General features: G+C 70.7%; 13 protein-coding genes. 4 read left to right on the top strand and 9 right to left on the bottom strand.

Annotated elements, in window-relative coordinates; all coding sequences use genetic code 11:
- The first annotated feature begins 1 nt into the window (after position 1).
- Positions 2-175, top strand: a complete 174-nt coding sequence (locus tag Air01nite_RS09405) for a multicopper oxidase domain-containing protein (protein WP_275408190.1) — start codon at positions 2-4, stop codon at positions 173-175.
- A 6-nt stretch (positions 176-181) separates the two neighbouring features.
- Here the strand turns inward: Air01nite_RS09405 and Air01nite_RS09400 are convergent, their stop codons facing one another.
- The 8 genes from Air01nite_RS09400 to Air01nite_RS09365 form a co-directional block, all read right to left on the bottom strand.
- On the bottom strand, positions 182-2,158 hold the full coding sequence (locus tag Air01nite_RS09400) for a hypothetical protein (RefSeq protein ID WP_203701586.1): 1,977 nt from the start codon (positions 2,156-2,158) through the stop codon (positions 182-184).
- Entirely contained in the window at positions 2,155-5,250 is a 3,096-nt protein-coding gene (locus Air01nite_RS09395; RefSeq protein WP_203701585.1) for a hypothetical protein, read from the bottom strand. The genes Air01nite_RS09400 and Air01nite_RS09395 overlap by 4 nt, the downstream gene beginning before the upstream one ends.
- Positions 5,250-9,629, bottom strand: coding sequence for a hypothetical protein (locus tag Air01nite_RS09390; protein WP_203701584.1), 4,380 nt, complete (start codon positions 9,627-9,629; stop codon positions 5,250-5,252). The genes Air01nite_RS09395 and Air01nite_RS09390 overlap by 1 nt, the downstream gene beginning before the upstream one ends.
- Before the next feature lie 200 nt (positions 9,630-9,829).
- Positions 9,830-10,627 (bottom strand): alpha/beta hydrolase, encoded by a 798-nt coding sequence (locus Air01nite_RS09385; RefSeq protein WP_203701583.1) that lies wholly within the window; start codon positions 10,625-10,627, stop codon positions 9,830-9,832.
- A gap of 19 nt (positions 10,628-10,646) precedes the next feature.
- Positions 10,647-11,516 carry an alpha/beta fold hydrolase gene (locus tag Air01nite_RS09380; protein WP_203701582.1) on the bottom strand — a complete coding sequence of 290 codons (870 nt, stop codon included), beginning with the start codon at positions 11,514-11,516 and terminating at the stop codon, positions 10,647-10,649.
- A 45-nt stretch (positions 11,517-11,561) separates the two neighbouring features.
- Complete coding sequence (locus tag Air01nite_RS09375; protein ID WP_203701581.1) at positions 11,562-12,164, bottom strand: helix-turn-helix transcriptional regulator; 603 nt, start codon at positions 12,162-12,164, stop codon at positions 11,562-11,564.
- Complete coding sequence (locus tag Air01nite_RS09370) at positions 12,089-14,263, bottom strand: AAA family ATPase (protein ID WP_203701580.1); 2,175 nt, start codon at positions 14,261-14,263, stop codon at positions 12,089-12,091. Before Air01nite_RS09370 ends, Air01nite_RS09375 begins: the two co-directional genes overlap by 76 nt.
- Before the next feature lie 95 nt (positions 14,264-14,358).
- The gene (locus Air01nite_RS09365) at positions 14,359-14,565 is read right to left on the bottom strand and encodes a hypothetical protein (protein WP_203701579.1); all 207 of its coding nucleotides are present in this window, start codon (positions 14,563-14,565) and stop codon (positions 14,359-14,361) included.
- Positions 14,566-14,829: 264 nt separating this feature from the next.
- Between Air01nite_RS09365 and Air01nite_RS09360 the strand changes: the two genes are divergently transcribed.
- From Air01nite_RS09360 to Air01nite_RS09350, 3 genes are read left to right on the top strand one after another with little or no spacing between them, the layout of a single operon-like run.
- Positions 14,830-15,117: a hypothetical protein gene (locus Air01nite_RS09360; protein ID WP_203701578.1), complete on the top strand. Its 288-nt coding sequence runs from the start codon at positions 14,830-14,832 to the stop codon at positions 15,115-15,117.
- The gene (locus Air01nite_RS09355; RefSeq protein WP_203701577.1) at positions 15,114-16,514 is read left to right on the top strand and encodes a hypothetical protein; all 1,401 of its coding nucleotides are present in this window, start codon (positions 15,114-15,116) and stop codon (positions 16,512-16,514) included. Before Air01nite_RS09360 ends, Air01nite_RS09355 begins: the two co-directional genes overlap by 4 nt.
- Positions 16,498-17,058 (top strand): hypothetical protein, encoded by a 561-nt coding sequence (locus Air01nite_RS09350; protein ID WP_203701576.1) that lies wholly within the window; start codon positions 16,498-16,500, stop codon positions 17,056-17,058. The genes Air01nite_RS09355 and Air01nite_RS09350 overlap by 17 nt, the downstream gene beginning before the upstream one ends.
- Positions 17,059-17,079: 21 nt before the next feature.
- Here Air01nite_RS09350 and Air01nite_RS09345 read toward each other — a convergent pair whose 3' ends face one another.
- On the bottom strand, positions 17,080-20,682 hold the full coding sequence (locus Air01nite_RS09345; RefSeq protein WP_203701575.1) for a WD40 repeat domain-containing protein: 3,603 nt from the start codon (positions 20,680-20,682) through the stop codon (positions 17,080-17,082).
- Positions 20,683-20,896 lie beyond the last annotated feature (214 nt).

The raw sequence follows: 20,896 nt of genomic DNA, 5'->3' as shown, positions 1-20,896 counted from the left end.
CGTGCAGCCCGGCGAGGTGTGGCAGGTGGCGTTGCGCGCCGACAATCCCGGCGTTTGGATGGCGCACTGCCACAACCTCGACCACGCGGCCGCAGGCATGGTGGTGCATCTGACGTACGAGGGTGTCCGGTCGCCATTCATGGTCGGCGGTCACACGCACAACCATCCCGAATGACGTTGGTCAGTCGTTCCACTGTGCCGCGATCCAGACGTCCTGTCCGGCCCCGTGCCAGGTGATGCGGTCCGCGTCGACAGGGCACTCCGAATCGCCCCCGAACTGGTCGATGACGACGATCCCGGTGGGTACGCCGTTGACGCTCGGCAGGTAGCGCCGGAAGATCGGCGAATGGCCGTAGCTCGCAGGCGGGCCGTTGCGGTCGCGTTCGAGGCGGTAGTCGTCGCGGAGGTGCCAGAACTGCAGCACCGCGCCGGGGGTCAGGAGCGTGAGCATGGCGTTGAGGTTCGCGGTGAGTTCGGCGGGCGTCGGGCTCGCCCCAGCGTGGGGTGGCCGGGTCAGAAACGCGGGCGACAGACCGATGGCGGCGACGGCGCCGGGTGCTCCCGTGCCGACGTGGTCGTCCGAGAAGTTGCGTTTCGAGCCTTCGGCCGCCAGCACGGATTCGATGGTCTGCCACAGCGCGTAGAACATCTGGCCGCCGTCGTAGATGACCGTGCGTGCGGTGTTGCCGGTGCCGTCGATGTCGTGCGCCGGCACGTCGGCGGGGAAGAAGAGGCGCCAGATCTTCTCGAGCTCGCGGGCCAGGCCGGGCGATGCGGACGGCGCCGGCCTGCCGTTTTCCAGGATCCTCGCGGAGGCGGCGTTCCACGCGGCGGTCATCAGGTCGCGCGTGATCTTCGACGTTGTCGCCCCCTCGTTCACCAGCCGCCCGCCGGTCACCCGGTGGTCCACGAACGCGCGCGTCGCGCGGCGCAAGGACATGTAGGTGCACCGCATGCCGCCGGGCGAAGGAAAGGCGGTGTCGGCGAGGATCTCCTCCCGCAACGGGCGGCGGAGGATCACGTGGGTCGGCGCCGTCGCGGAGAGTGGAATCGCCGTGGTGCCGCTCTTGACGTTCCACGCATCCGCCGTCGACCCGGCGAGGAACGTCGTGGGGCTCCCGGCCGGCGCCAGGATCGAGTTCAAGGTCAGCACCGGCGGCGGCTGGGGCGGCACCACGGGGTCGCGTGGCACGTAGACGACGCCGTGCGCGGGGATCGGCAGCACGATCGACCCGCCGGATCCGGTGCCCACGATGGCGCTCCGTGGCGGGAACTGCACCGAGAAGTTGGGCACGTTCTGCCAGGTACGCGTCAGCGTGAACGGGAAGTAGGCCCGTCCTGGCTTGAGCACCGCGTCGGCGAGTGGATCGGTCGCGGCCGCGTCGATCAGGTGCGGCCCGAGCACCCGCAGGACGTGGTGGGCCGGGATCCCGCCGTTGATCGCGTGGCGCGGGTCCTCGCGCGACACCCCGGGTGACAGAAGGTCCATCGCGGCCGCCGGGCCGTCCTGTGGGGGCTGCGTGCGCGCGATGGTGATCGTGAGCGTTACCGTGCCGTCGGTGGCCATGACCACGGCCGGCATCGCGTGCGCGGCCACGTCGTCGGCGGCCGCGGTCGCGCCCAGCCGCAGCTCAGGTGAGTAGACGCCCTTCAGGAAGCCCGACACGGCGTGTTTGGGCCAGTCGGCGTGCGCCGGCTTGACGACTGCCGTCGCGCCTTTGATGTCTCCTTTCTTCAGGCCCGACACGAGCGTCGTCAGCATGAAGGTCTGGGTGAGCTGCACCGGTGCGTACCAGGCGATGTTCGGCTGCACCTCCAGCGTGGCGCCGTGGTCGCGGATCGCGGTTTCGACCGTGGTGTTGTTGACCTTCACACGCAACGACCCACGCGTACGCCAGGTCGCGTAGCCGGCGGGCGTCACGTCGGTGGCCGCAGGCTCCGGCAGGCTTCCTGGTGCCGCGGGGTCGGCGACGTACACCACCGAACCGGGGAACAGGGGCCGGATCTGCGGCGGACCCGCCGCCGGGTTCGTGATCTTGAAGGTGATCGTGAGTGCCTGCTGCGCGTTGGTGAGCGCCGCCTCCGTGATGGTGACCGAGGCCGGGTCGACCCGCGCCTGGTCGGTGGCGGAGAGGAAGAACCGCAGGAAATCCCTCATGGCACCGTCACCTCCACGGTCGCGCTACGGGCTTCGCGCGTCGCTGTCCGCGCGCGAAGCTGATACGCCCAGGTCCCGGCGGCCAGGCCCGGGTCGTGGTGCGCCACGGCCGTCCCGTCGAGCATGACGACCCGCTCGAACCCGAAGCGTCCTGGGGCGCGCCGGTAGACGAGCAGCGCGTCATAGGCCTCGGCGTTGCTCCACGTGAGCCGGATCGCACCCATGGCGGCGTCCCACAGGGCGGTGACTCCGGCCGGAGGTCCGGGCGGCGTCGTCGAGATCGCGACACCGGTGCGCGTCGCCGACGGATGGCTCCGGATCGGGCGGCGGGCGGCCGCCGCCGGGTCCGCGGGATCGAGCGCCTCGCGGACGGCGACCACGCGGTACTCGTACCGCCGGCCTGGGATCCGGTTGTGGTGCACGAACCGAAAACGTCCCGCGACCGGCGTGGCACCGGGGCCGACGACACCCGCGGTGGTGAAGGGGGCAGCCAGGTCGGTCGCACGGACCTCGACCTCGAAACCGATGTCCCCGTCGAGCGCGGCTTGGGACCACTCGACGGCGATGCCGCGGTCGGCCTCCGCCGGTTTCGTCGCGACCACGCGGACGAGGTTCGGCGCCGGCGGCGGACGCACGTCCGGGACGTACACCGGACCGATCACCCCCGAGAACACGCCGGCCACGCCCGCGGCGGAGACGGCGCGGACGCGGTAGACCACGCGGGTCGGCGCCAGGCCGGGCAGTTCGTCGACGTGGTGCGTGCCGAACACCTCCCCGCTGCGCAACTCGAACGCGTCCGGCTGCGCGGCCGCGAGCGCACGCAGTTGCGCGTCGTTGGTCGCCGCCGAGGCACCGGCCAGCGCGCCCTCGAACGCACGCCAGATCTCGTAGCGGATCGCGCCCGCGACCGGGGCCCACCTGACGTCGAACCGGGCCGCCTCGGCGTAGCTCGCCGCGGACGTGGCCCACAGCCGCGCCGCGGGATCGACGCTCACCGGCGCTTCGGGTGCGGTCGGGCGCCGCACCGACGCCACCACCGCCGCGGCGGCGCTCTCGTTGCCACGCAGTCCGATCAGCGCCGGCTCGGAAGCCGGAAGGGCCGGGCTCGTCACGTACGGCGTGCCGTCGGCGGCGGTCACGTGGAAGGTCAGGCTTCCCCCCACGAAGCCGACGGGCACGGCGACGGTCACCGTGACGTGGTGGGGCGGGAAGAACAGCGCCGGCGATCCGACGATGGCCGTGGCCGGATCGGGCAGCCCGAGCCAGCGTTCCCACGCCTGCGCTCCCGGGCCCTCCGCGGGGGGTGCGGTGACCCGGTAGCCGTCGCTCGTGCGTTCGGCGTCGAACGTCGTGCGCAGCAGGTGGAGGTAGATCCGGCCGGACTCGGCGGTCGGATCGGCGGACAGCCGCAGCCGCAGGTCGGCCGGGTCCGCCGAGACAAGGCTCTCGACGCGAGCCGGGGTGGCGGGAAGCCGCTGCAGCCGGGCCACCCGGGTGAGCGCCGTCGGCGCGCCTGGCACGAACACGACCCCGGTCACGCCGACGGCCGGCGTGCGGCCGGCGGAGCGCCGCACGGTCATCGTCGCGGACCCGCCCGAGCCGTGTGAAACGATCACGAACTCGCCGTTCGGGAGGATCAACCGCCGCCCGGCGTACGCGTCGGACGGGCCGGCCAGTGCCGCCACGCGCACTGTGCAGACCAGCGGATTCGCGGAGAGCAACTCGGTCACCTCGACCGCGACGCCGTCGAGCGGCCGGAAGCTGCCGGCCACGCGGAAGTCGACGACGTCCGGGCTGACGAAATCTTCGCCGCTCGCCCAGTCGATCCCGATCTCCGCCGTGACGGTGCCGGCGGGGCCGACGGTCAGCGCCGGCCCGCCGGCGAGCCGCGCGCGCGGAGGCACGGGGGCGAGGTCGTCGTGGTGCCGCACCGAGGCGCGCGCCCCGGTCTTCGAGACGAAGCCGAGCAGGCTCACGCCCTTCACGTCGTAGCTGTAGTGCCCCTCGAGCGGAGGCCAGTCCATGCCGGGACGGTCGACGGTGTGTGGCTCCGCGGCGGGGCGCAGCAGCGGCTCGCCGTCGAAGAGCGGCGTGAACTGTGCGCCGGCCGGCAACGGCGGCGTAGCTTCGAGCTCCGCGGTGTCGGCGCCGAAGTCGAAGCGGTCGACCAGGTAGAGCGCCGCGCCGTAACCGATCAGTCGTGGTGACGGCGGCTGGGCGCTCCACGAGAGCCCGGTGAGCGCGGCGGGTACGCGTGGAACCGTCGCGGTCGCGGGCAGCGGCACGCCGTCCTGGTCGGCCGGCGCGAGCGGCGCCGGGGGAACCCAGTCGCCGAACGCCCGGAACGCCGGATGGGCGACGTTCCCCGGGATCCGGGTGGCCGTGACCTCGGCGGGGGGAGGCGGCTCGCACGGGGGTTTCGGCACGTCCAGGTCGGTCGTCGAGGTCCCGGCCTCGGACCACTCGCCCGTGATCTGGTAGCTGACGGCGGCGTTCCCGGCCGGCGCGAGGTCGTCGGTCGCCAGGCCGAAAAGCACCGCGTACTCGAAGCGCAGGGCGAGTGCCAGCAGGTACGCGGTGCAGCGGGCGCGGTAGAACGAGGTCAGCGCCGCGCGGGCCGCGGGGTCGGCGAGCAGCGCCGGCAGCGACGGCACGTTCCCGTCGGGCCAGAGGGCCCAGGCGAGCGCCGGGTCGCCGGTGTGGATGCCGCCGAAGAAGTCCGCGGCCCGCTCCACGAGCCCGGGTAGCTCCGCCGCCGGCGCACCGGGATCCGCCAGGCGGACGATCGGCAGCAGGTATTCCAGGTTCTCCGGGAGGAAGTCGGGAAAGTAGGGGCCCATCGCCGGGCGCCGCTGCTCCGCGGCGGTCTTGAACGTCGCCCAGTCGGTGGTCGGTGGGAGGAAGTAGCGCCCCACGACGACCGGTGCGGGCGCTCCGGCGACGATCCGCCTCAGCACGAAGCCTTTCGACGGAAACCCGAGATCGGGTCGGCCCGCCCAACGGACCCCGAAGACCCGCTCGTGCTGGCCCGTCGGCAGCGAGCCCCGCCGGCACGCGATCACGTGGATGTCGGACCCCGCGACGATCGCCATCACGCACCGCCTTCGACGACGAGGTCGACGACCTCGTCCGAGGAGTTCCCGGCGACGGCCAGGACCGGCAATGCCGCGCCGGCGTCGCGCCGCCATCGCAGCCGCACGTCGAGGGGTCCGGGCGTGAACGCCCCGCCGGCCGGCGTCACGAGCAGCCGCGTGCCGTCGACGTTCGCGAGCGCCGTCGTGGCCGCCCCGTCGACGGTGATGCGCAGGCGGGTCCCGTGCTCGAACGGCTCGGGCGCCTCGAGGAGGAGCGCCACCGGTTCTGTCCCGCCGGGGTCCAGGATCGGCGTCACGGTGAAGCGGTCCACGTACGCGACGGTGGGAACGCCGATCGCGCGTACGCATGCCTCGAAGTCCGCGCCGGCGATGGCGCCCGCGGCCGTGCGGGGTGGCGCGATCTCGCGGTCGCGCGTCACGAGATCGGTGAAGGTCGCGAACCTCGACGTGGTGAAGCCCCATCGCGCCAGCGCCTGGTGCGGCCGTGCGTCCGACACGAGCACCGCCGTGTACTGCGAGTTCGGTGTGAGTTCGACGTCGACCAGGCGGCGCACCGTGTCTGCCGGCACCGGCGGCGGCAACCGGTCGACACAGCCGTTCGCCACGTTCGCCTCGATGATCTGCCCCCAGGCCCAGAGCGTCGAGGACACGAGCTCCGGACCGGGCTCCGGAATGGGCACGAGCACCTCCCCGCCGTCGTCGTCGCGCACCGGTCGCCCGAGTCCGTCGAAGAGCCGGATCGCCAGCGCCTCGCCGACGCTGAGGTAGAGGTAGGGGACGTATCCCTCCACGAACCGCACGACGAGGTCGTAGCCGGTGTACGCCGGCCGCTTGCCGTCGGCCGGGTAGGTGTCCGCGATGTAATTGGTCAGCGCGCCGTCGTACGCCGGCGGCCCTGAGGTGCGGAAGCGGCGCTTCGTCACGACCGCGGATCCGAGCGGCTCGCTCGCCGTGCCGTCGGGCGCGAGCAACCGGGGCGTGGTCTTGAGAACCAGCTCGTAGGCCTGGTTCGGTCGGAACACCCGCATCTCCGCCGGCACCGTCCACGCCTCGGTGCCCGTGAGCGTGCCGCCGAGTTGCGCGGCGACGACCCAGTCGAGCCATCCGTGCCCGCGGGCGTAGCAGAACCGCACGAGTCGCCGGTCCGGCACGACCTTGCCCCAGATCGTGAAGATGCCGGCCGAATCCGCCTTGACCTCGAGCCGCTCGAGCGCGCCGTCGGGCGTGATCATCTCGAGCTGCGCCACCTTGACCTTCACCTTGCAACGGATGGTCAGGCGGTCGCGCGGGCGCAGGATCAACCCCTCGGCCGGCAGCGCGCCGCCCTTGTCGAGAACCAGTTCGTAGAGCGAGCCGTCGCGCAGCCGGCCGTAGCCCGGTTGCACGCTCGAAAGCGACACGCATTGCTGGGTCGGCGTCGGCTCGGCGCAGTAGTCGATGTCCAAGCCGTCGACGTAGCCGTCCGACAGCGAGCCGTCGTCACCGAAGCGCTCCGAGGAGAGCAACCGCAGGGTCGTGTTCGGTTCGAGCGTCTCGCGCGCCCAGGTGCCCCAGATCGGCACCGCCTCGCGCACACCGTCGGGATCGCGTACGAGCTCGACGGCGTCGAGCAGGAACGCCGCCGCGTAGCCCGACTCCTCGCCGACGGTGAGGAAGCCGCCGTCCGGCAGGGTCACCGCCTCGTTGAAGCGCCCGGTCAGATCGACCATCGGTTTGGCGAAGTCGATCGCCAGGCCGCTGTGTGGCGCGATCATCGGGGTCGACGACGCCTCGAGCGCCACGATGCCGTCCTCGACCCGCTCGGGCGGCCCCGCCACGTGCACCGGAGTCCAGTGGCGCGGGGTCGCCCCGGTGCGGCGGAACGGAAGCTCCAGGACGGGCGGGAGCACCTGCTTCCAGTCGAAGTCGAACGACTTGCAGATGTCCCAGAAGAGCGCCTCGATGCACGCCTCGACGTGCAGGTGCACCTCCAAGGGGCGCTTCACCCGGGCACGCGCCTCGCCGGCCAGGCGCATCCCGATCGAGATCCCCTTGTATCCCGCGGATATCCGCCCGGACAGCGCGAGCGAGCCCTCCCACTGCGACGGCTCCCAGAACAGCGCCATCTCCGCCCGCCCGCTGCCCTTCACCTCGACGTAGAAGCCGCCCTTGCTCTTGCGCAGATCGATGTCGACCTGGAGACCCGTGACGAGACCGTGTGCGTCGAGACGGAACCAGAACCCCGCCGAGAAGAGCCACTCCCCGTTCCATTTGATCGCCTGCGCGACGACGCGCTTGCCCTCCTCGTCGCGCCCGATCTCGAGGTAGAAGGCGCTGCGGTCGGTGAAGTCGAAGAACGCCCGGGCCTGCCCGCCCACCGAGACGATGGACGCGATCTCCCAGCTCGCGACGATGTCGAGCGATAAGGTCGACTCGCCCGCGGAGTAGACCATCAGCGCCTCGAGCGCGCCCTCCTGCCGCTCGTTGAGCTTCGGCCGCTGCTTGAGGAAGTTGGCCTTCGCGTGGAGGAGGATCGCGATGTCAGGGAACGCGACGACCAGCATTCCCTTGGCGTTGATCGCGAAGCCCTTGTCCATCGTCCCGAGGACGACGCCGGCGCCGAGCGCGTTCTGCCCGCGCGCCGGCACCCACTTGGTCCCCGCCGTGATGCCCACCGGATCCTTCATGAACAGGGCATAGACGCGCTGGTCCGGGGGGAGTGCCGGGTCCACGTCCATCCCCATCTGGTACGCGATCAGGCCCTGGAACCCGTAGATGGCGAGCCCCGTGCTGCCCACGGGGATCCCCGCCGGGAGCAGCTTCGCGTCGGCGAAGAGGTACATGTAGACGAACGGGTCGGGCGGCGCGTCCTCGCGTCCCACCACGACCGCGACGTCGAGCAGCACGTCGAGCGCGGGAATCTCGATCGTCCCGCTGCCGCGGAACTGGACGACTCCCGCTTCGTCGCGGTATGCGATCGACAGCGCCGCGCGGAAGCTGCCCGGCACGCCGAACTCGATGCCGATCCCCTCGAACCGCACGTCGGCTCCGGCGCCGGAGCCCGGCGTCCACTCGATCACCAGACCTTCGACCGCCGCGCCCGCCGGGATTCCCTCGACCAGCACCACCTCGGCGCCGAGCGCGATCCGCAGGCGTTCCATCGATCCTTCCGCGTGCCCGAACCGGAACTTCGACACCGACAGCCGGGCGAAGTGCCAGTCCACCACCATCGGTGTCGCGAAGGTGATGCCGCCCCCGTCGGCGATGTGGAACCGTCCGTCGGCGCTCACGCCGATCTCGTCGAACGCGACCTTCGGCCAGTCGGCGCCCGGCACCTGGAGCTGCAGCGCCCCGGAGAACCAGCACGACCAGACGGTGTCGATCCGCGTGATGCGAAGCGAGGCGAGATCGAGCGCGACGACCCCGGCGAACTCGGCGGTGACGACCGCCTCGGTGTTGCCCTGCGCCTCCGGCGGCTGCACTGCGGACAGCGTCGCGGTCAGATCCCCGTCGCCGCTGAACGCGACGTCGACGCCGAGCCACTTCTCGCCGTCGCCGTCTTCCAGCGCCTCGACGCGCAGGTCGCACGCCAGTGTGGCGTCGAGGATCGCGTTCTGGTCGACGTCTATCCGTAGCTCGCGAAAACGGAACGGAAACCCCAGGAGCTTCCCGCTCACGGGGTGCGCCGCGTCGGCCATCACGCCGACCGCGCCCGTGAAACCGGTGGTTCCGATCGCGGCGTTGGTCAGCTCCACCGTCAGCGACGACCCGGGATCCAGCTCCAGATGGTCCGCCGGAATGGTGACACCGAGCTTCGCGAACGCGACGCCCTGGAAGTCGGTCTGGTTCTCCAGGAACTCGGGCGGATCGGAGCCGCCGAACACCGGCCGCACGTCCGCCGCCGCCACCACGATCTCTGTTCCACAAAGGTACGCCGGCGCCAGCGTGCCCCCGACGAAGTTCCCCAGCGTCAGCCCGCCCGCGCCCACCCGCAGGTCTCCCGACACCGAGATCTCAGCGGCGTTGCCCGTGGCCACGTCGCGCAGCACGTGCGGCGAGACCCGTATCCCCACCGTCACCTCGCGCAACGCCAGCGAGAAGTCCGGCCCGAGCACGATCTCCGCGTGCGCGGTGGTCAGCCCGGCTCCCGCCGAGCCAACCACGACCGCGAACGCGTCCGTGCCCGGCGGTGAGATCGAAAGCTCGCCGTCCCAGACGAGGCGTACGTCGAACACGAGGTTCTCGCCGTCGCGGTAGAGCGTCGAGTCCGTGTAGTAGAGCCCCTCGAAAACCTCGTCGACCGAGTCTGCCGGCAGGAACTCCGCCAACGGGAAATCCGCCACCGCGATCAGGTCACCGACGGGGAACAACGCGCGACCCGTCAGATCGAATGCCATCCCCGTGCTCCTTCCGCGATGCGGGCGCCTGAGGTCACGCAGCGCCAACGGCGCACAGTCTTCTCCTGTGCCGCACGGGCCGGTACTCAATGGACGGATCGATGACAGCACGCCTCTCCACGTGCCTACATTGGTGGCCGGCGCGCCTCGTCGCCGATGCGGCCGGCCAGATCATGATCGACGAAGGTTGCGGGCTTCCGTCAACGGGCGTGGTCGACGGCCCACTCGAGGGCGTAGTCGGCGATCTCCTCCCAGCCCTCCTGCGCCGGCATCAGGTGAGCCCGGCCCGGGTACTCGACGACCTCGGTCACGGTGCGGGACTTGTAATGCTTGGCGTTGGAGCGCTGGATGGACGGCGGCATGAGGTTGTCGTTCTCTCCGGCGACGAAGAGCAAGGGTGCCCGGTTGTCGTTGTGGTAGTCGACCCAGGCATCCTGGTGGCCGGGCTGGAAGTTGGCCAGCACGCTGCCCCACAGGATCGAGCCGGAAGCCGGGATGTGGTAGCGCTGGTACAGCGTCCTCGACTCCGCTTCGCTGAAGGTGTTGGTGAACGCGTAGTGCCACTGCTCGTGGTCGAACGCGATCGCCTTGTGCCGGTTGGAGAGGCTGTTGAACGCCGGGAGGGTCGCCTTGGCCTGGGAGAGCGGCAGCACCCTGACCCCCTCGGTGGGTGCCGAGTTGAGCGCCACACCGGCAGCGCCGAACCCGTGGTCGAGCAGAATCTGGGTGAACGCGCCGCCGGCGGAGTGGCCCATGATGATGGGCTGGCTGGGCAGCTCTTTGATCAGCGCCTCGATGTGGCTGATGATCTGCGGAATCGTCACCTGGGTGATGGGGGTCGGGTCGGCGTTGAGCGCCTCGACCTCGACCTCGTAGCCGGGGTAGGCCGGGGTGAGCACCCGGTAGCCGAGGTTCTCGTATCGCGCCTTCCAGTGTTCCCACGAGCGGGGCGTGACCCAGAAGCCGTGGACCAGGACGATCGTGTCGGGTTTGGCCATGTCGGTCGACCTCCAGGAACTAGCGGCTGGCTACGCGGGCGGCGGCGGTGATGAGGTCGGTCGTGGCGTCCGGACGCGACATCATCGCGACGTGCGAGGCCCGCACCTCGACGGTGCTGGCGCCGGCCCGCTGCGCCATGAAGCGCTGGGCGGCGGCGGGGATCACGTTGTCGTCGCGGGCGACGAGGTACCAGGACGGGACGGCCTTCCAGGCCGGCGCACCCGACGGCTGTTCCAGCGTGTGGACGTCGCCCGGGCGCTGCGTCGCGTGCATCACCGCCGTCTGGGCGGGCGGGAGGTCACCGGCGAACACCTCACGGAACACGCTCGCCTTGACGTACCCGTCGGCGCTGCCCGTCCCGTCCGGCATCGTGTAGTAGCGGATGTCCAGCGCGTCCGCGGTCAGCTTGGTGCCCACGTACCTGGTCTGCAGAGAGAACAGCGTCTCACCCTCGTCGGGTGCGAACGCGGCGACGTACACCATGGCTTTCACGTTCCCGTTGCCGTTCGCGGCGTTGGTGATCACCATGCCGCCGTAGGAGTGACCGACGAGGACGATCGGCCCGGTGATCTGTCCGAGCAGCGCGGCGAGGTAGGCCGAGTCGGAAGCCACCCCGCGTAGCGGATTGGCCGGCGCCAGGACGTCGTAGCCTGCGCGGAGAAGCCGGTGTGCGACGTCGTTCCAACCGGAGGCGTCGGCGAACGCGCCGTGCACCAGCACGATCGTCGGCTTCGGTTCGCCGTGCCGGCCTTTTGCGGTCGACGGCGCTGCCGCTGCGGGCGACGGGGCGACCGCGCCGGTGGTGGCGACGGCGGCCGCGCCGAGCAGGGCCGAGCGCAGCAGCGTCCGGCGCGGCGGGCCGGCCGGGGAGGTGTCGGGAGTAGACATGCGAATCAACATAGGTAAGCGACTGGGCCCGCCGCGTACGTACGACTACGTACCCTTGTTGATCATCACGCGGGCCAGTTCGGTCCGAGCGCTGACGCCCAACTTGGGATAGATCCGGTAGAGATGCGTGGTGACCGTCCGCGGCGAGAGGAACAGCTTCTCGGCGATCTCCCGATTGCTGAGCCCTTCCGCGGCCAGTCTTGCGATCTGCAGCTCCTGAGGGGTCAGGGTCACCCGCGCGTCGATCGGCCGGCGCAGCGACTCGCCCGAGGCGCGCAGTTCGGCTCGCGCCTGGTCGGCCCACGGCGCGTTGCCGAGCTGGTCGAAGGTTGCCGCGGCGGCACGGAGCGGCTGGCGTGACCGGGCCGCGTTTCGGCGACGCCGCAGCCAGGCCCCGTAGGCGAGCTGTAGGCGTGCCCGCTCGACCGGCCACCGGGTCAGGTCCTGGGCGAGCGCCGCGTCGTATGCCGCCTCCGCGTCGTCGCCGTCGGCCGTCACCGCGCGCGCGTACGCCAAGGCGATGGCCAGTGCCGGGGCGCCGCCCGTTGCCGCCACCGGAGCCAGCTCGTCGATCAGCGCGCGGACCTCGGCCGTGCGCCCGCTGCGCTGTCCGGCCTCGGCCAGGAGGCTGAAGACGAAGAACCGCACCTGCGGGTGGAACACCGGATCGGCCGGATCGAAGCAACGCCACAGGTGCTGGTAGGCATCCTCGTAGCGGCCGTTGACGAGCGCGTCGATGCCCCGGATGTGCTGCACCATCTGCAGGAGCGGGAGCACCCCGGCCGCGAGCAGCGCGCTCTCGGCGGCGTCCGCCAGCTCCCGGGCCGTCGCCCCGTTGCCGCGCAGCGCCTCCGCGCGCCCCGCGCCATGTCGGCCGCGACCGCCCAGAGCACCTGGCCGGTCTCGGCCGCGAGCGTTCGCGCCTCGGTCGCGGCCGTGAGGGCTGCCTCGGTGTCGCATTGGTAGGACGCGGAAAACGCTTGGACCAGCAGGACCTGGGCGAGCACGCCGAGCCGGCCCTGAGGGCGCACACCGCTGGCGGCGCCGGCGAGGAACTCCAGTGCCAGCCCGTGGTCGCCGAGAACGCTCGCCGCGAAACCCAACCAGTGCTGCTCGGTCGGGCTGACATCGACGCGCTCGCGGAGCCGGCGCATGCGATCGAGGGCTACCGCGCCGTGCGTCTCCGGCGCGACCACCGCGATCGTGGCGACCAGGCGGGGATCCAGGTCCGGCACATCCATCCGTTCGGCGGTGGTGAGGTAGAGCGCCCGGGTCTGCGGGTCCGCGCCCGACCAGAAGAAGCGGACGCTGATCGACAGCAATGAGTCCATGGCCAGCGTCACGTCACCGTCGCGGCGCATGGTGTCGATGATCTGCGCGTACGAGGCCAGCTTGCTCGTCCCGCTCCACCCGCTTTCCAGGAACGTCTCGCGGGCCCACGACAACCGGGCCTGCTCGGACGGACGCAGGTGCCGCGATTCGACCTCGAGCAGGAGCTGCCGGACGGTCACCGCGTCGCCCTGCTCGGCGGCCATCTCAGCAGCCGAGAGCATCCGGCTCGACCGCTGGTGCGGATCTTCGCTGAGCGCTGCCGCCCGTTCGAGCGCGGCCACCGCGGTGCTGGCCGCCTGCCGTCGCCCGGCGCGGATCGCCATCTCGGCGAGCTCCGCGGCGAGCTTCTCGTCCGGCTTCGTCGCCGCCGCCGCCCGGTGCCAGACCCGCCGGTCCGGCTCGGCGGTGATGACCTCGGCCAGCGCGGCATGAGCCGCGCGACGCCGGGCCGGGGTGGCGCCGCCGGCGATCGCCGAGCGCAGCAGGGAGTGCCTGAAGGAAAGGCGGAACGACTCGTCGACCCTGACCAGTCTCGCGTCGAGGGCCGGCGCGACGTCGTCGGCGGTGGCTGGCGCGCCGCCGGGTTCCATCGCGCTGGCGTCGATCTTCCCGCTGGCGGCCAGCGTCTCATCGAGGCTGTCGCCGTCGTTCAAAGCGGCGACCAACAGCAGTGTCCGGGTCGGGGCGGGCAGCTCGGCCACCAGCGCGTCGAACGTGCGCTCCAGCCGGGTGCTCAGCGGCAGCGTCGACGGAAGCAGCGCGCCCGCGCCCGACCGCGTCGCCGCGCGGCCGAGCTCGACGATGCCGAGCGGATTGCCGGCCGACTCGTCGAGAACCCGGTCGCGCAGCGCCGCCGGCAGGTCCGGCGCAATACGGTGGAGCAGCGCTCCTGCGGCATCCGTTGACAGCGGGCCTACGGGCAGCTCGGGCAGTCCTGCGGCGACGATCCGTTGATCCAACACGGCTCCCTCGCGCGCGGTCATCAGCATGAGGACCGGGTCGGAATGGATCCGCCGGGCGACGAACGTGAGGACGTCCCATGTGGACTTGTCGAGCCAGTGCGCGTCCTCGACCGCCACGAGCGTCGGCGAATCAGCTTCGCTGAACAGCTCGAGGATCGTGACCGCGACCCGTAGCGGCGGTACGTCGGGCGCCTCGATCGCCCGTCGCCCCACCTCGCTGCCGCGCAGGAGCCGGTGCAGCCCCGCGTAGGGCACGTCGACCTCCGCCTGCACGCCGGCGGTCGAGACGACGGTCATGCCGCGGTTGGTCGCCTCGGTCACGGCGAAGTCAAGCAGCGTGGACTTGCCGATCCCGGCCTCTCCACGCAGCACCAGGGCGCCGCCGCGCTCGCCGGCTGCGGCGTCGAGGGCCTGGTAGATGGCCCCGCTCTCGTCGTCACGTCCGATCAACACGCCACCACACAATCTGACCGGTGGGGCGCGCGCAACCTCCTACCAGCCGATGACAGCGCCTTCTACGCCTACGAACGATCGCGCCGGTGGTCGGCTCAAAAGGTCAGCGGATGCAGCGGGACGTCCATGACGTCGCCGGGCCGGATCTCGGCGGTTCCCGCAACGAGGGTCACGCGGTAGCCCTGGTTGTGCACCCACGCCACCACCTGCTGGTCCGGTGGGGTGACGATGACGCTGGTCTTGCCGTCGTTCATGGCGATCAGCGCTTTGAGGAGTCCGATGTCCGGCGTGTACTTCAGCATGCACCGATTGTGTTCAGCGGGTCCCGTCCACGGGATCGGGCGACGGGATCGCGGATGCGGCGGGGCGGATGACGGTCAAGGGGTCAGCCGAACGGCCAGCCTCCGAACCACGCTCGCGGTCTGCCGTGTCGTGAGGCGGACACGGTACGGGCCGGTGAACTCGGAGTTGTCACGCTAGTTTGGCGGACGGTAGCAGAGCGATCGAGGTTCCCGGATATGAGTGCGGTCGATGATGACCGAAGCGGAAGGTGGTAGTCACGGCCTGTGGGCGAGTTCGAGGTTCAGATCGGTCAACTGCGGGACGCGGCCAAGGCGGCGGGGTCCGCTGCGGATCAGGCCAGGCTGGTGGACCCGGGCACCGGCCTGGAGGCGCTCGCGACCGCCATGCCGGGTGGGGTGGCGGCAAGGAACGCGCCCACTCTGGCGTCGACGTTCAACGAGCGCGCGCAGGGCTGGGCCGGCGAGATCGACAGGTGGAGCGAGTCGGTCGCATCGAACGCGAACGCGTACGCCCAAAATGAGGACGCTGCGACAAAGGCTTTTGGGAGATGACGGTCGGCTACGACGACGTCCGTAAGTGGCACGCTGGGGCGGTCGATGCGTCGGCGGGCGAGCTGCGTGGCCGGCGGGACAAACTCGTCGGGTTGCAGGACGAGCTCGACGACGCCCGGAGGTTGCCTGATTGGCGCGGCGTCGCGGGCGAGGGCGCCCGCAAATCGCTGGGCGACACGCGGAACAACGCCGAGATCCTGGTCGCGGAGCTGTCCGCCGTCGAACAAGCCCTGCGAACCGCGTCGGACGACGTCACCGCCCTCCTGAGTCGGGTCGCCAACAACGACTCCCTCGCGCAGGCCTACCAGTTCCGCGTCGGCGCCGACGGGACCGTTGTGGACATCAAGCCGGCCGACCCGCCGCCGGGGTCGCGGTTCGAGGCCGAAGAACTTGCCGAGGCCCAGCGGCACCGCCAAACCATCAGGCGGCAGCTGGAGCAGGAGACCAAGGCGATCCTCACCACGGCGAACGCCATCGACGCGGCGCTGGCCCGGGTGATGCAACTCGCGCAGGACCGCAAGATCAGCGACCACGACGCGACCACCCTCGACGACGCGAGGAAGGGCGGAGAGCTCGACGCCCAGGTGGCCGAGATGGAGCAGGCGCTGCGCGACGCCGGGCTGCTGACCGGGCCGCCGGCCTCAGGCCACTACCGGCAGTGGCTCGAGAACGCCGTACGCCGGGGCGTTTCGATCGACACCGTCAAGCAGATCGCCGCCGAACACCACATCACGCCGGACGACTTCGCGATCCTCGACAAACTCGAGGAGATCCGCGAGGACGAGGACGGCGACGGGATCTTCAAGTCGTACTTCCTGATGCCGACCGACATCAGCGGCGACGACGCGGCCAAGGCCGTGCGCATGACCTACATCCTGAACGCGGGCACCGACTACGGGACAGAAGGCGAGACGACCGACTTCGCACCGACGCCGTACGGATCCGAGGAACTGCGGCGAATCACCGACCGGCAACAGGAGAACTCCTGGAGCTACGACAAGGACGTCGGATTCGTGCACGACAACGGTGGACGGCTGGTGACCACCCCGAACGGCATGATGATGGGCCTGGGCGGGAACCTCATCCAGGACCAGTTCAGCCAGCGCGGCGGAACGACGTGGGGCGACACGTTCATGCTGAACATCGACGACCCGCAGGATCCGGCGCAGCAGCTGCGAGAGGTGGCGGCGTCGGGCCACGCCTGGTACGAAGGCGACAGCGGCGCGTACCGTGGCGCTCTCGACATGGACCGGCTGCTGCATCATGAGGAGCGCCACTCCCAGCAATGGGCAGCCGAGGGCTACACCGGCTTCCTCGCCTCGTACGCGTGGGAGCAGGTCACCGGCGGCAACGAGACCGAGGAAGACGCGGGACTTTCCGATGGCGGATATCGCTAGATGGCTGCGCATCGCCTGCGCCGCCATACTCGTGGCGACGGCGACCGCAGCCTGCGACACCCAAGCGCAGTTCGCGCCGTCGCTGCCGGTAGCGGCCGGGTTCCGTGTCGACGACGGCGTCCTGAAACTCTGGACCGGCACCCCGTGCGAGGGCGTCATCCGCGTGACGCTGATCTTCGACTCCGGCACCCAGAAAAGCACCGAGCAGGTGTGGACCGCGCCGAAGCCGGGCGTGCTGGTGGAACGCATGGACCTGCTGAGCACCGCCGGGGGATCCTCACCGGACACCGGTGGACCCCTCCAGGTCCAGAAACCGCTGCCCGCCGACTACGACTGGACCAAGGCAGGCTCCATCAACTTCTCCGTCGACGGCCCGAAGGCGTTCGGCGCCAGGGCCGACGTCGCCCAGGTGCTGCGCGAGTCGGCCGAGCACCCGTCCGGAAGCTACCTGTTCGACCAGCGCGGCTGGATGGACGCCTCGGACGTCCAACGCGAGAACACGAAAACGTTCCTGACCGTCTGCACTCCCGACCCCGCGGGGTAGCGGCGCATACGCCGCGCATCGTCAGCGACTCGGCGGTGCGGCACAAGAGGGTTTGTACGGCTCCGAGGGAATGTGTGCAGCCCATTCCGGTCGGGTCAGGTTGCGGTCGGCGGCGGCGCAGATCTGGGCTTTGGCGGCACGGAGGTCGAACGACCAGCTGATGATTCGGCCGTCTTCCGCGCCGGAGATGAGGTTTCCGCTCGGGGTGAAGGCGAGTCCGCGGATTCTTGCGCGATGACCGGTGAGGGCGGCGACCCGCCGGCGGGTGCTGGTGTCCCAGACGATGATGGTGTGGTCGTCGCCGGCGGAGGCGAGCCGGCGGCCGTCCCGGCTGACGGCAAGGACCTGGACGGGCGCGGTATGGCCGCTCAGCACGGCTGTTTCCCGACCGGTCGCGGCGTCCCACAGCTTGACGGTGCGGCTGTCACCCGCGGTGGCCAGCCAGCTGCCGTCGGGGGCGACCACGATGTCCTGCACCGCGCTCTGCTGTGTGTTGACCCGGTTGAGCAGCTTTCCCGTGGTGATGTCCCACGTGTTGATGTAGCCGCCCACGCTCGCTCCCAGGAGCCGGCGCCCGTCCGGGATGAAGGCCAGCGACGTGACGATGCGGGCCGGGAACCTGGCGGTTATCTCGGACGGTTTGTTCATGTCCGTGACCTCCCACAAGCCAAGGCCGAGAGTGGCGGCGGCGAGGAGACGCCCACCGGCATCGAACTCGATGTCCGTCGAGGCACCGATTCCTTTGGTCGGGAAGGGCCGGGTCACCTGCTTTCGGCGCTGGACGTCCCAGATCGTGACGATGTTGTTTCGGGTGACCGCGGCGAGGAGGCGTCCGTCCGGGCTGAACGCGACGGCCTGAACCTCGTCCGGATGCCCACCCAGCGTGGCCACGAACGTCCCGTCCGCGTCCCACAGCCGAACCGTCCTGTCGCTGCCCGCTGAGGCGACGGTGCTGCCGTCCGGGCTGACTTTGACGTCCTTCACCTGTGCCGCGAAACCGATGAACGGGGCGTGGCTGAGATCGTGGAGCACGACGGTTCCGTTGAACCCCGCTGAGGCGAGCATGGCTCCGTCCTGGCTCAGCGCGACGGAGACCGTCTCGCTGCGGCCCCGGTCCTGGTAGGTCTGCAAGGGCTCGCGGCGCCGCAGGTCCCAGATGGTGATCGCGCCGTTCTCGTCGGCCACCGCGAGCTTGTCGTCCACGGGAGCCGAGATTGCCCACGCGTAGCGGCCCGACAGGGGCAGCGGCGGGAGCGGAACCGGCCGCTCGTCGCCGAGGTCCCACAGGTACACCCCGCGGTCGTGGGCCAAACCGGCAAGGGTGTATCCAGAGCGCCCGAAGGCTACCGAGACGACGTGCTCCGTGGGCAGTCGGGCAATCGCGTGGCGTTTCGCCACGTCCCACACGGTCGGGTTCTCTTTCCCGTTGGCGGATACGAGGAGCCTTCCGTCGTGACTGAAGGTCAGGGACCTGACCGGCAGGTGGTGCCCGTGCAGCAGCGCGCGGGTTCCGGACCGCAGATCGTAGAGGGCGATGTCGCCGGGTTCCGGGGTGTCCGGGCCGGTCGGCAGGCCGTCCGGGCCACTCGCGAAGCCGATGGCGACCTTTGTTCCGTCGGAGCTGAAGGCCGTGCCGGCGAGGTGGTTCTCCTCCAGCCGGGCGATCTGCCCACGTGTGTCGACGTCCCAGACGATGATGGAACCTTTGGTTCCGTCGATCCCGACGGAAATGAGCAGCTTTCCCTCGCTGGCGAAGGCCAGGTTGGCGACGCGGCCGGCGTGCCCCTGCAGTGTGGCGATGCGTTCATTCCGCACGGGGTCCCACAAACCGATCGTGCCGTCCCCGGCTGCGGTGGCGAGTAAGGAATGGTCGGGGTTGAACGCGACGGCGTAGATGGACGGTCCGCCGACGTTGAGCTCGGTGCGGCGAGGCGCGGCTGCCGCGCTCAGCACGCTTCCCCGAGTCTCGGTGCTGGAGTGGAGGTGATCCGCTTCGACGGCCAGCAAGCCGGCCAACTCCGGATCGGTGGCGAGCAGAGATCGCGCCTGCAGCGCCAGCTCGCCGGAGAGCGCGACCACCTGCTGCTCGCGGGCGTCCTGGCGCTGCCGCACCGCTACGGCGCCGCCCAGCAGAGCGAGTACCAAGAGGACGGAAACACCTGCGACGAGGCGTTTGAGGAGGCGGGCCTGGCGCCGGGCACCGTCCTGCTCGGCTTCCGCGAGAGCGTTGCTGGCGCGCAGGAAGTCGCGCTCGTGCTGGTTCAGCTCGTCGCGATGGTCGTCGGCGAACATCCGCGCGGCGACCAACTGGGCACCCCGGTACAACGCGCCGGGATCACCGTGCAACGACGTCCAGGTGTGTGCGGCGTCGGTGAGCCGCCGGTGGACGAGCAGGCTTTCGCGGTCGTCGGTGAGCCATCGGTGCAGCCGTGGCCAGGCACTGATCAGCGCCTCGTGAGCCACCGCCACGGTGCCGTCGCCCAGGACCACGAGCCGGGCCGCGGCCAACTCGTCCAGGACTTTGATCGTGACAGGCTCGTCGGCGACGCCTTCGAGCTCCGTGCGCGCGACGGGCCGGCGGGTGTCCTCGGTGCCGTCACCCAGGGCCGTGAGCCGCAGAAAGATCCGGCGAGCGGCTCGCTGCTCCGCTGCTCCGAGCTCGGCATATACCCGCTCGGCGGTCTGGGCGACCGCCCCGCGGACACCGCCGCTCGCGTGATAGGCCGACAGGGTGAGGGTCGGCCCGGTGCGTCGCTGCCACGTCTCCAGCAGCGCGTGCGACACCAGTGGCAACGCACCCGCCTCGCCGCTGGCGTCAGCGAGCACCGTGGTCAGCAGATCGGAATCCACTCCCATCCCGACCTGCGCGGCCGGCCGGGTGACGATCTCACGCAGGTCATCGGCGGTCACCGGGCCCACCATCAGGTGCCCTTCGTCGCCCAGCGCCTCGGTCAGCTCCGCATACCGCATGAGGTGAGCGAGGAAGTCGGCCCGCACGCCGAGCATCACAGTGGTGCGGCGGTCCGCACCGTGAGTGGCGTCCAGCAGCGCTTCGATGAACGTGCGGCGTTCGTCCTCGTCGGCGCAGAGGGTGAAGATCTCCTCGAACTGGTCCACCACCAACAGTGCCCGGGTCTGCGGGTGACCTTCGGCCAGGGTGCTGCGTACGGCGATGTCCAGGACGGCTGGGTCCTTCGCCAGCGCTTCGCGCACCTGCTCGATGTCCTGACCGGACAACTTGGCAACCTCGGCCGACAATGCCTCCAGCGGGTGTTCGGTCGGCGTCATCAACATTGTCCGCCAACGCTGCGTCGCCCGGCGATCGGCGGCGACGGTGCCCAGCAGGCCAGCCCGCAGCAACGACGACTTCCCGCTGCCGGACGCCCCGACGAGGCAGCTCAGCGGCATCCGCTCGACCCGGTTCAGCAGCCGGTCAACCAACGTCGAGCGGCCGAAGAACCACTCCGCCTGCTCGGGCTGGAACGACGTCAACCCTTGATAGGGGCAGGGCTCCTCGTCGCGAACCGGCGTCGCCGGTGCGGCCATCGCATTCGCGATGGCTGACCACCTTGCCCGCCACTCGTCGGCATCGCCACCGCAGGCCTCGACGTACGCCAGCGTCACCTCCAGGGAGGGCAGCCGGTCACCCTTCGCCGCCTCCGCCAGAGTGCTCGCCGAGTAATGCGCGCGCCGAGCCAGAATCCGATAGCTGGGACTGCCGGCCCGCTCCCGCAGCTGCCGCAGCTGCCATGCCAGCCGCTGAACCGGCCCTGCCTTCGGGTCCAGGGGCGTTTCCCGACGGCCCAACACCAACCTCCAAGTCCTGCCGCCAGGCAGC

The sequence above is a fragment of the Asanoa iriomotensis genome (genome assembly GCF_016862515.1).
GTDB classification, from domain to species: domain Bacteria; phylum Actinomycetota; class Actinomycetes; order Mycobacteriales; family Micromonosporaceae; genus Asanoa; species Asanoa iriomotensis.
This window is presented reverse-complemented; position numbering and strand designations above follow the sequence as displayed.

Coding starts and splice junctions, on each gene's coding strand:
- Air01nite_RS09380 (WP_203701582.1), bottom strand. CDS start 11,516: ATGTCTACTCCCGACACCTCCCCGGCCGGCCCGCCGCGCCGGACGCTG.
- Air01nite_RS09350 (WP_203701576.1), top strand. CDS start 16,498: ATGGCGGATATCGCTAGATGGCTGCGCATCGCCTGCGCCGCCATACTC.
- Air01nite_RS09400 (WP_203701586.1), bottom strand. CDS start 2,158: ATGAGGGATTTCCTGCGGTTCTTCCTCTCCGCCACCGACCAGGCGCGG.
- Air01nite_RS09390 (WP_203701584.1), bottom strand. CDS start 9,629: ATGGCATTCGATCTGACGGGTCGCGCGTTGTTCCCCGTCGGTGACCTG.
- Air01nite_RS09385 (WP_203701583.1), bottom strand. CDS start 10,627: ATGGCCAAACCCGACACGATCGTCCTGGTCCACGGCTTCTGGGTCACG.
- Air01nite_RS09395 (WP_203701585.1), bottom strand. CDS start 5,250: ATGGCGATCGTCGCGGGGTCCGACATCCACGTGATCGCGTGCCGGCGG.
- Air01nite_RS09355 (WP_203701577.1), top strand. CDS start 15,114: ATGACGGTCGGCTACGACGACGTCCGTAAGTGGCACGCTGGGGCGGTC.
- Air01nite_RS09365 (WP_203701579.1), bottom strand. CDS start 14,565: ATGCTGAAGTACACGCCGGACATCGGACTCCTCAAAGCGCTGATCGCC.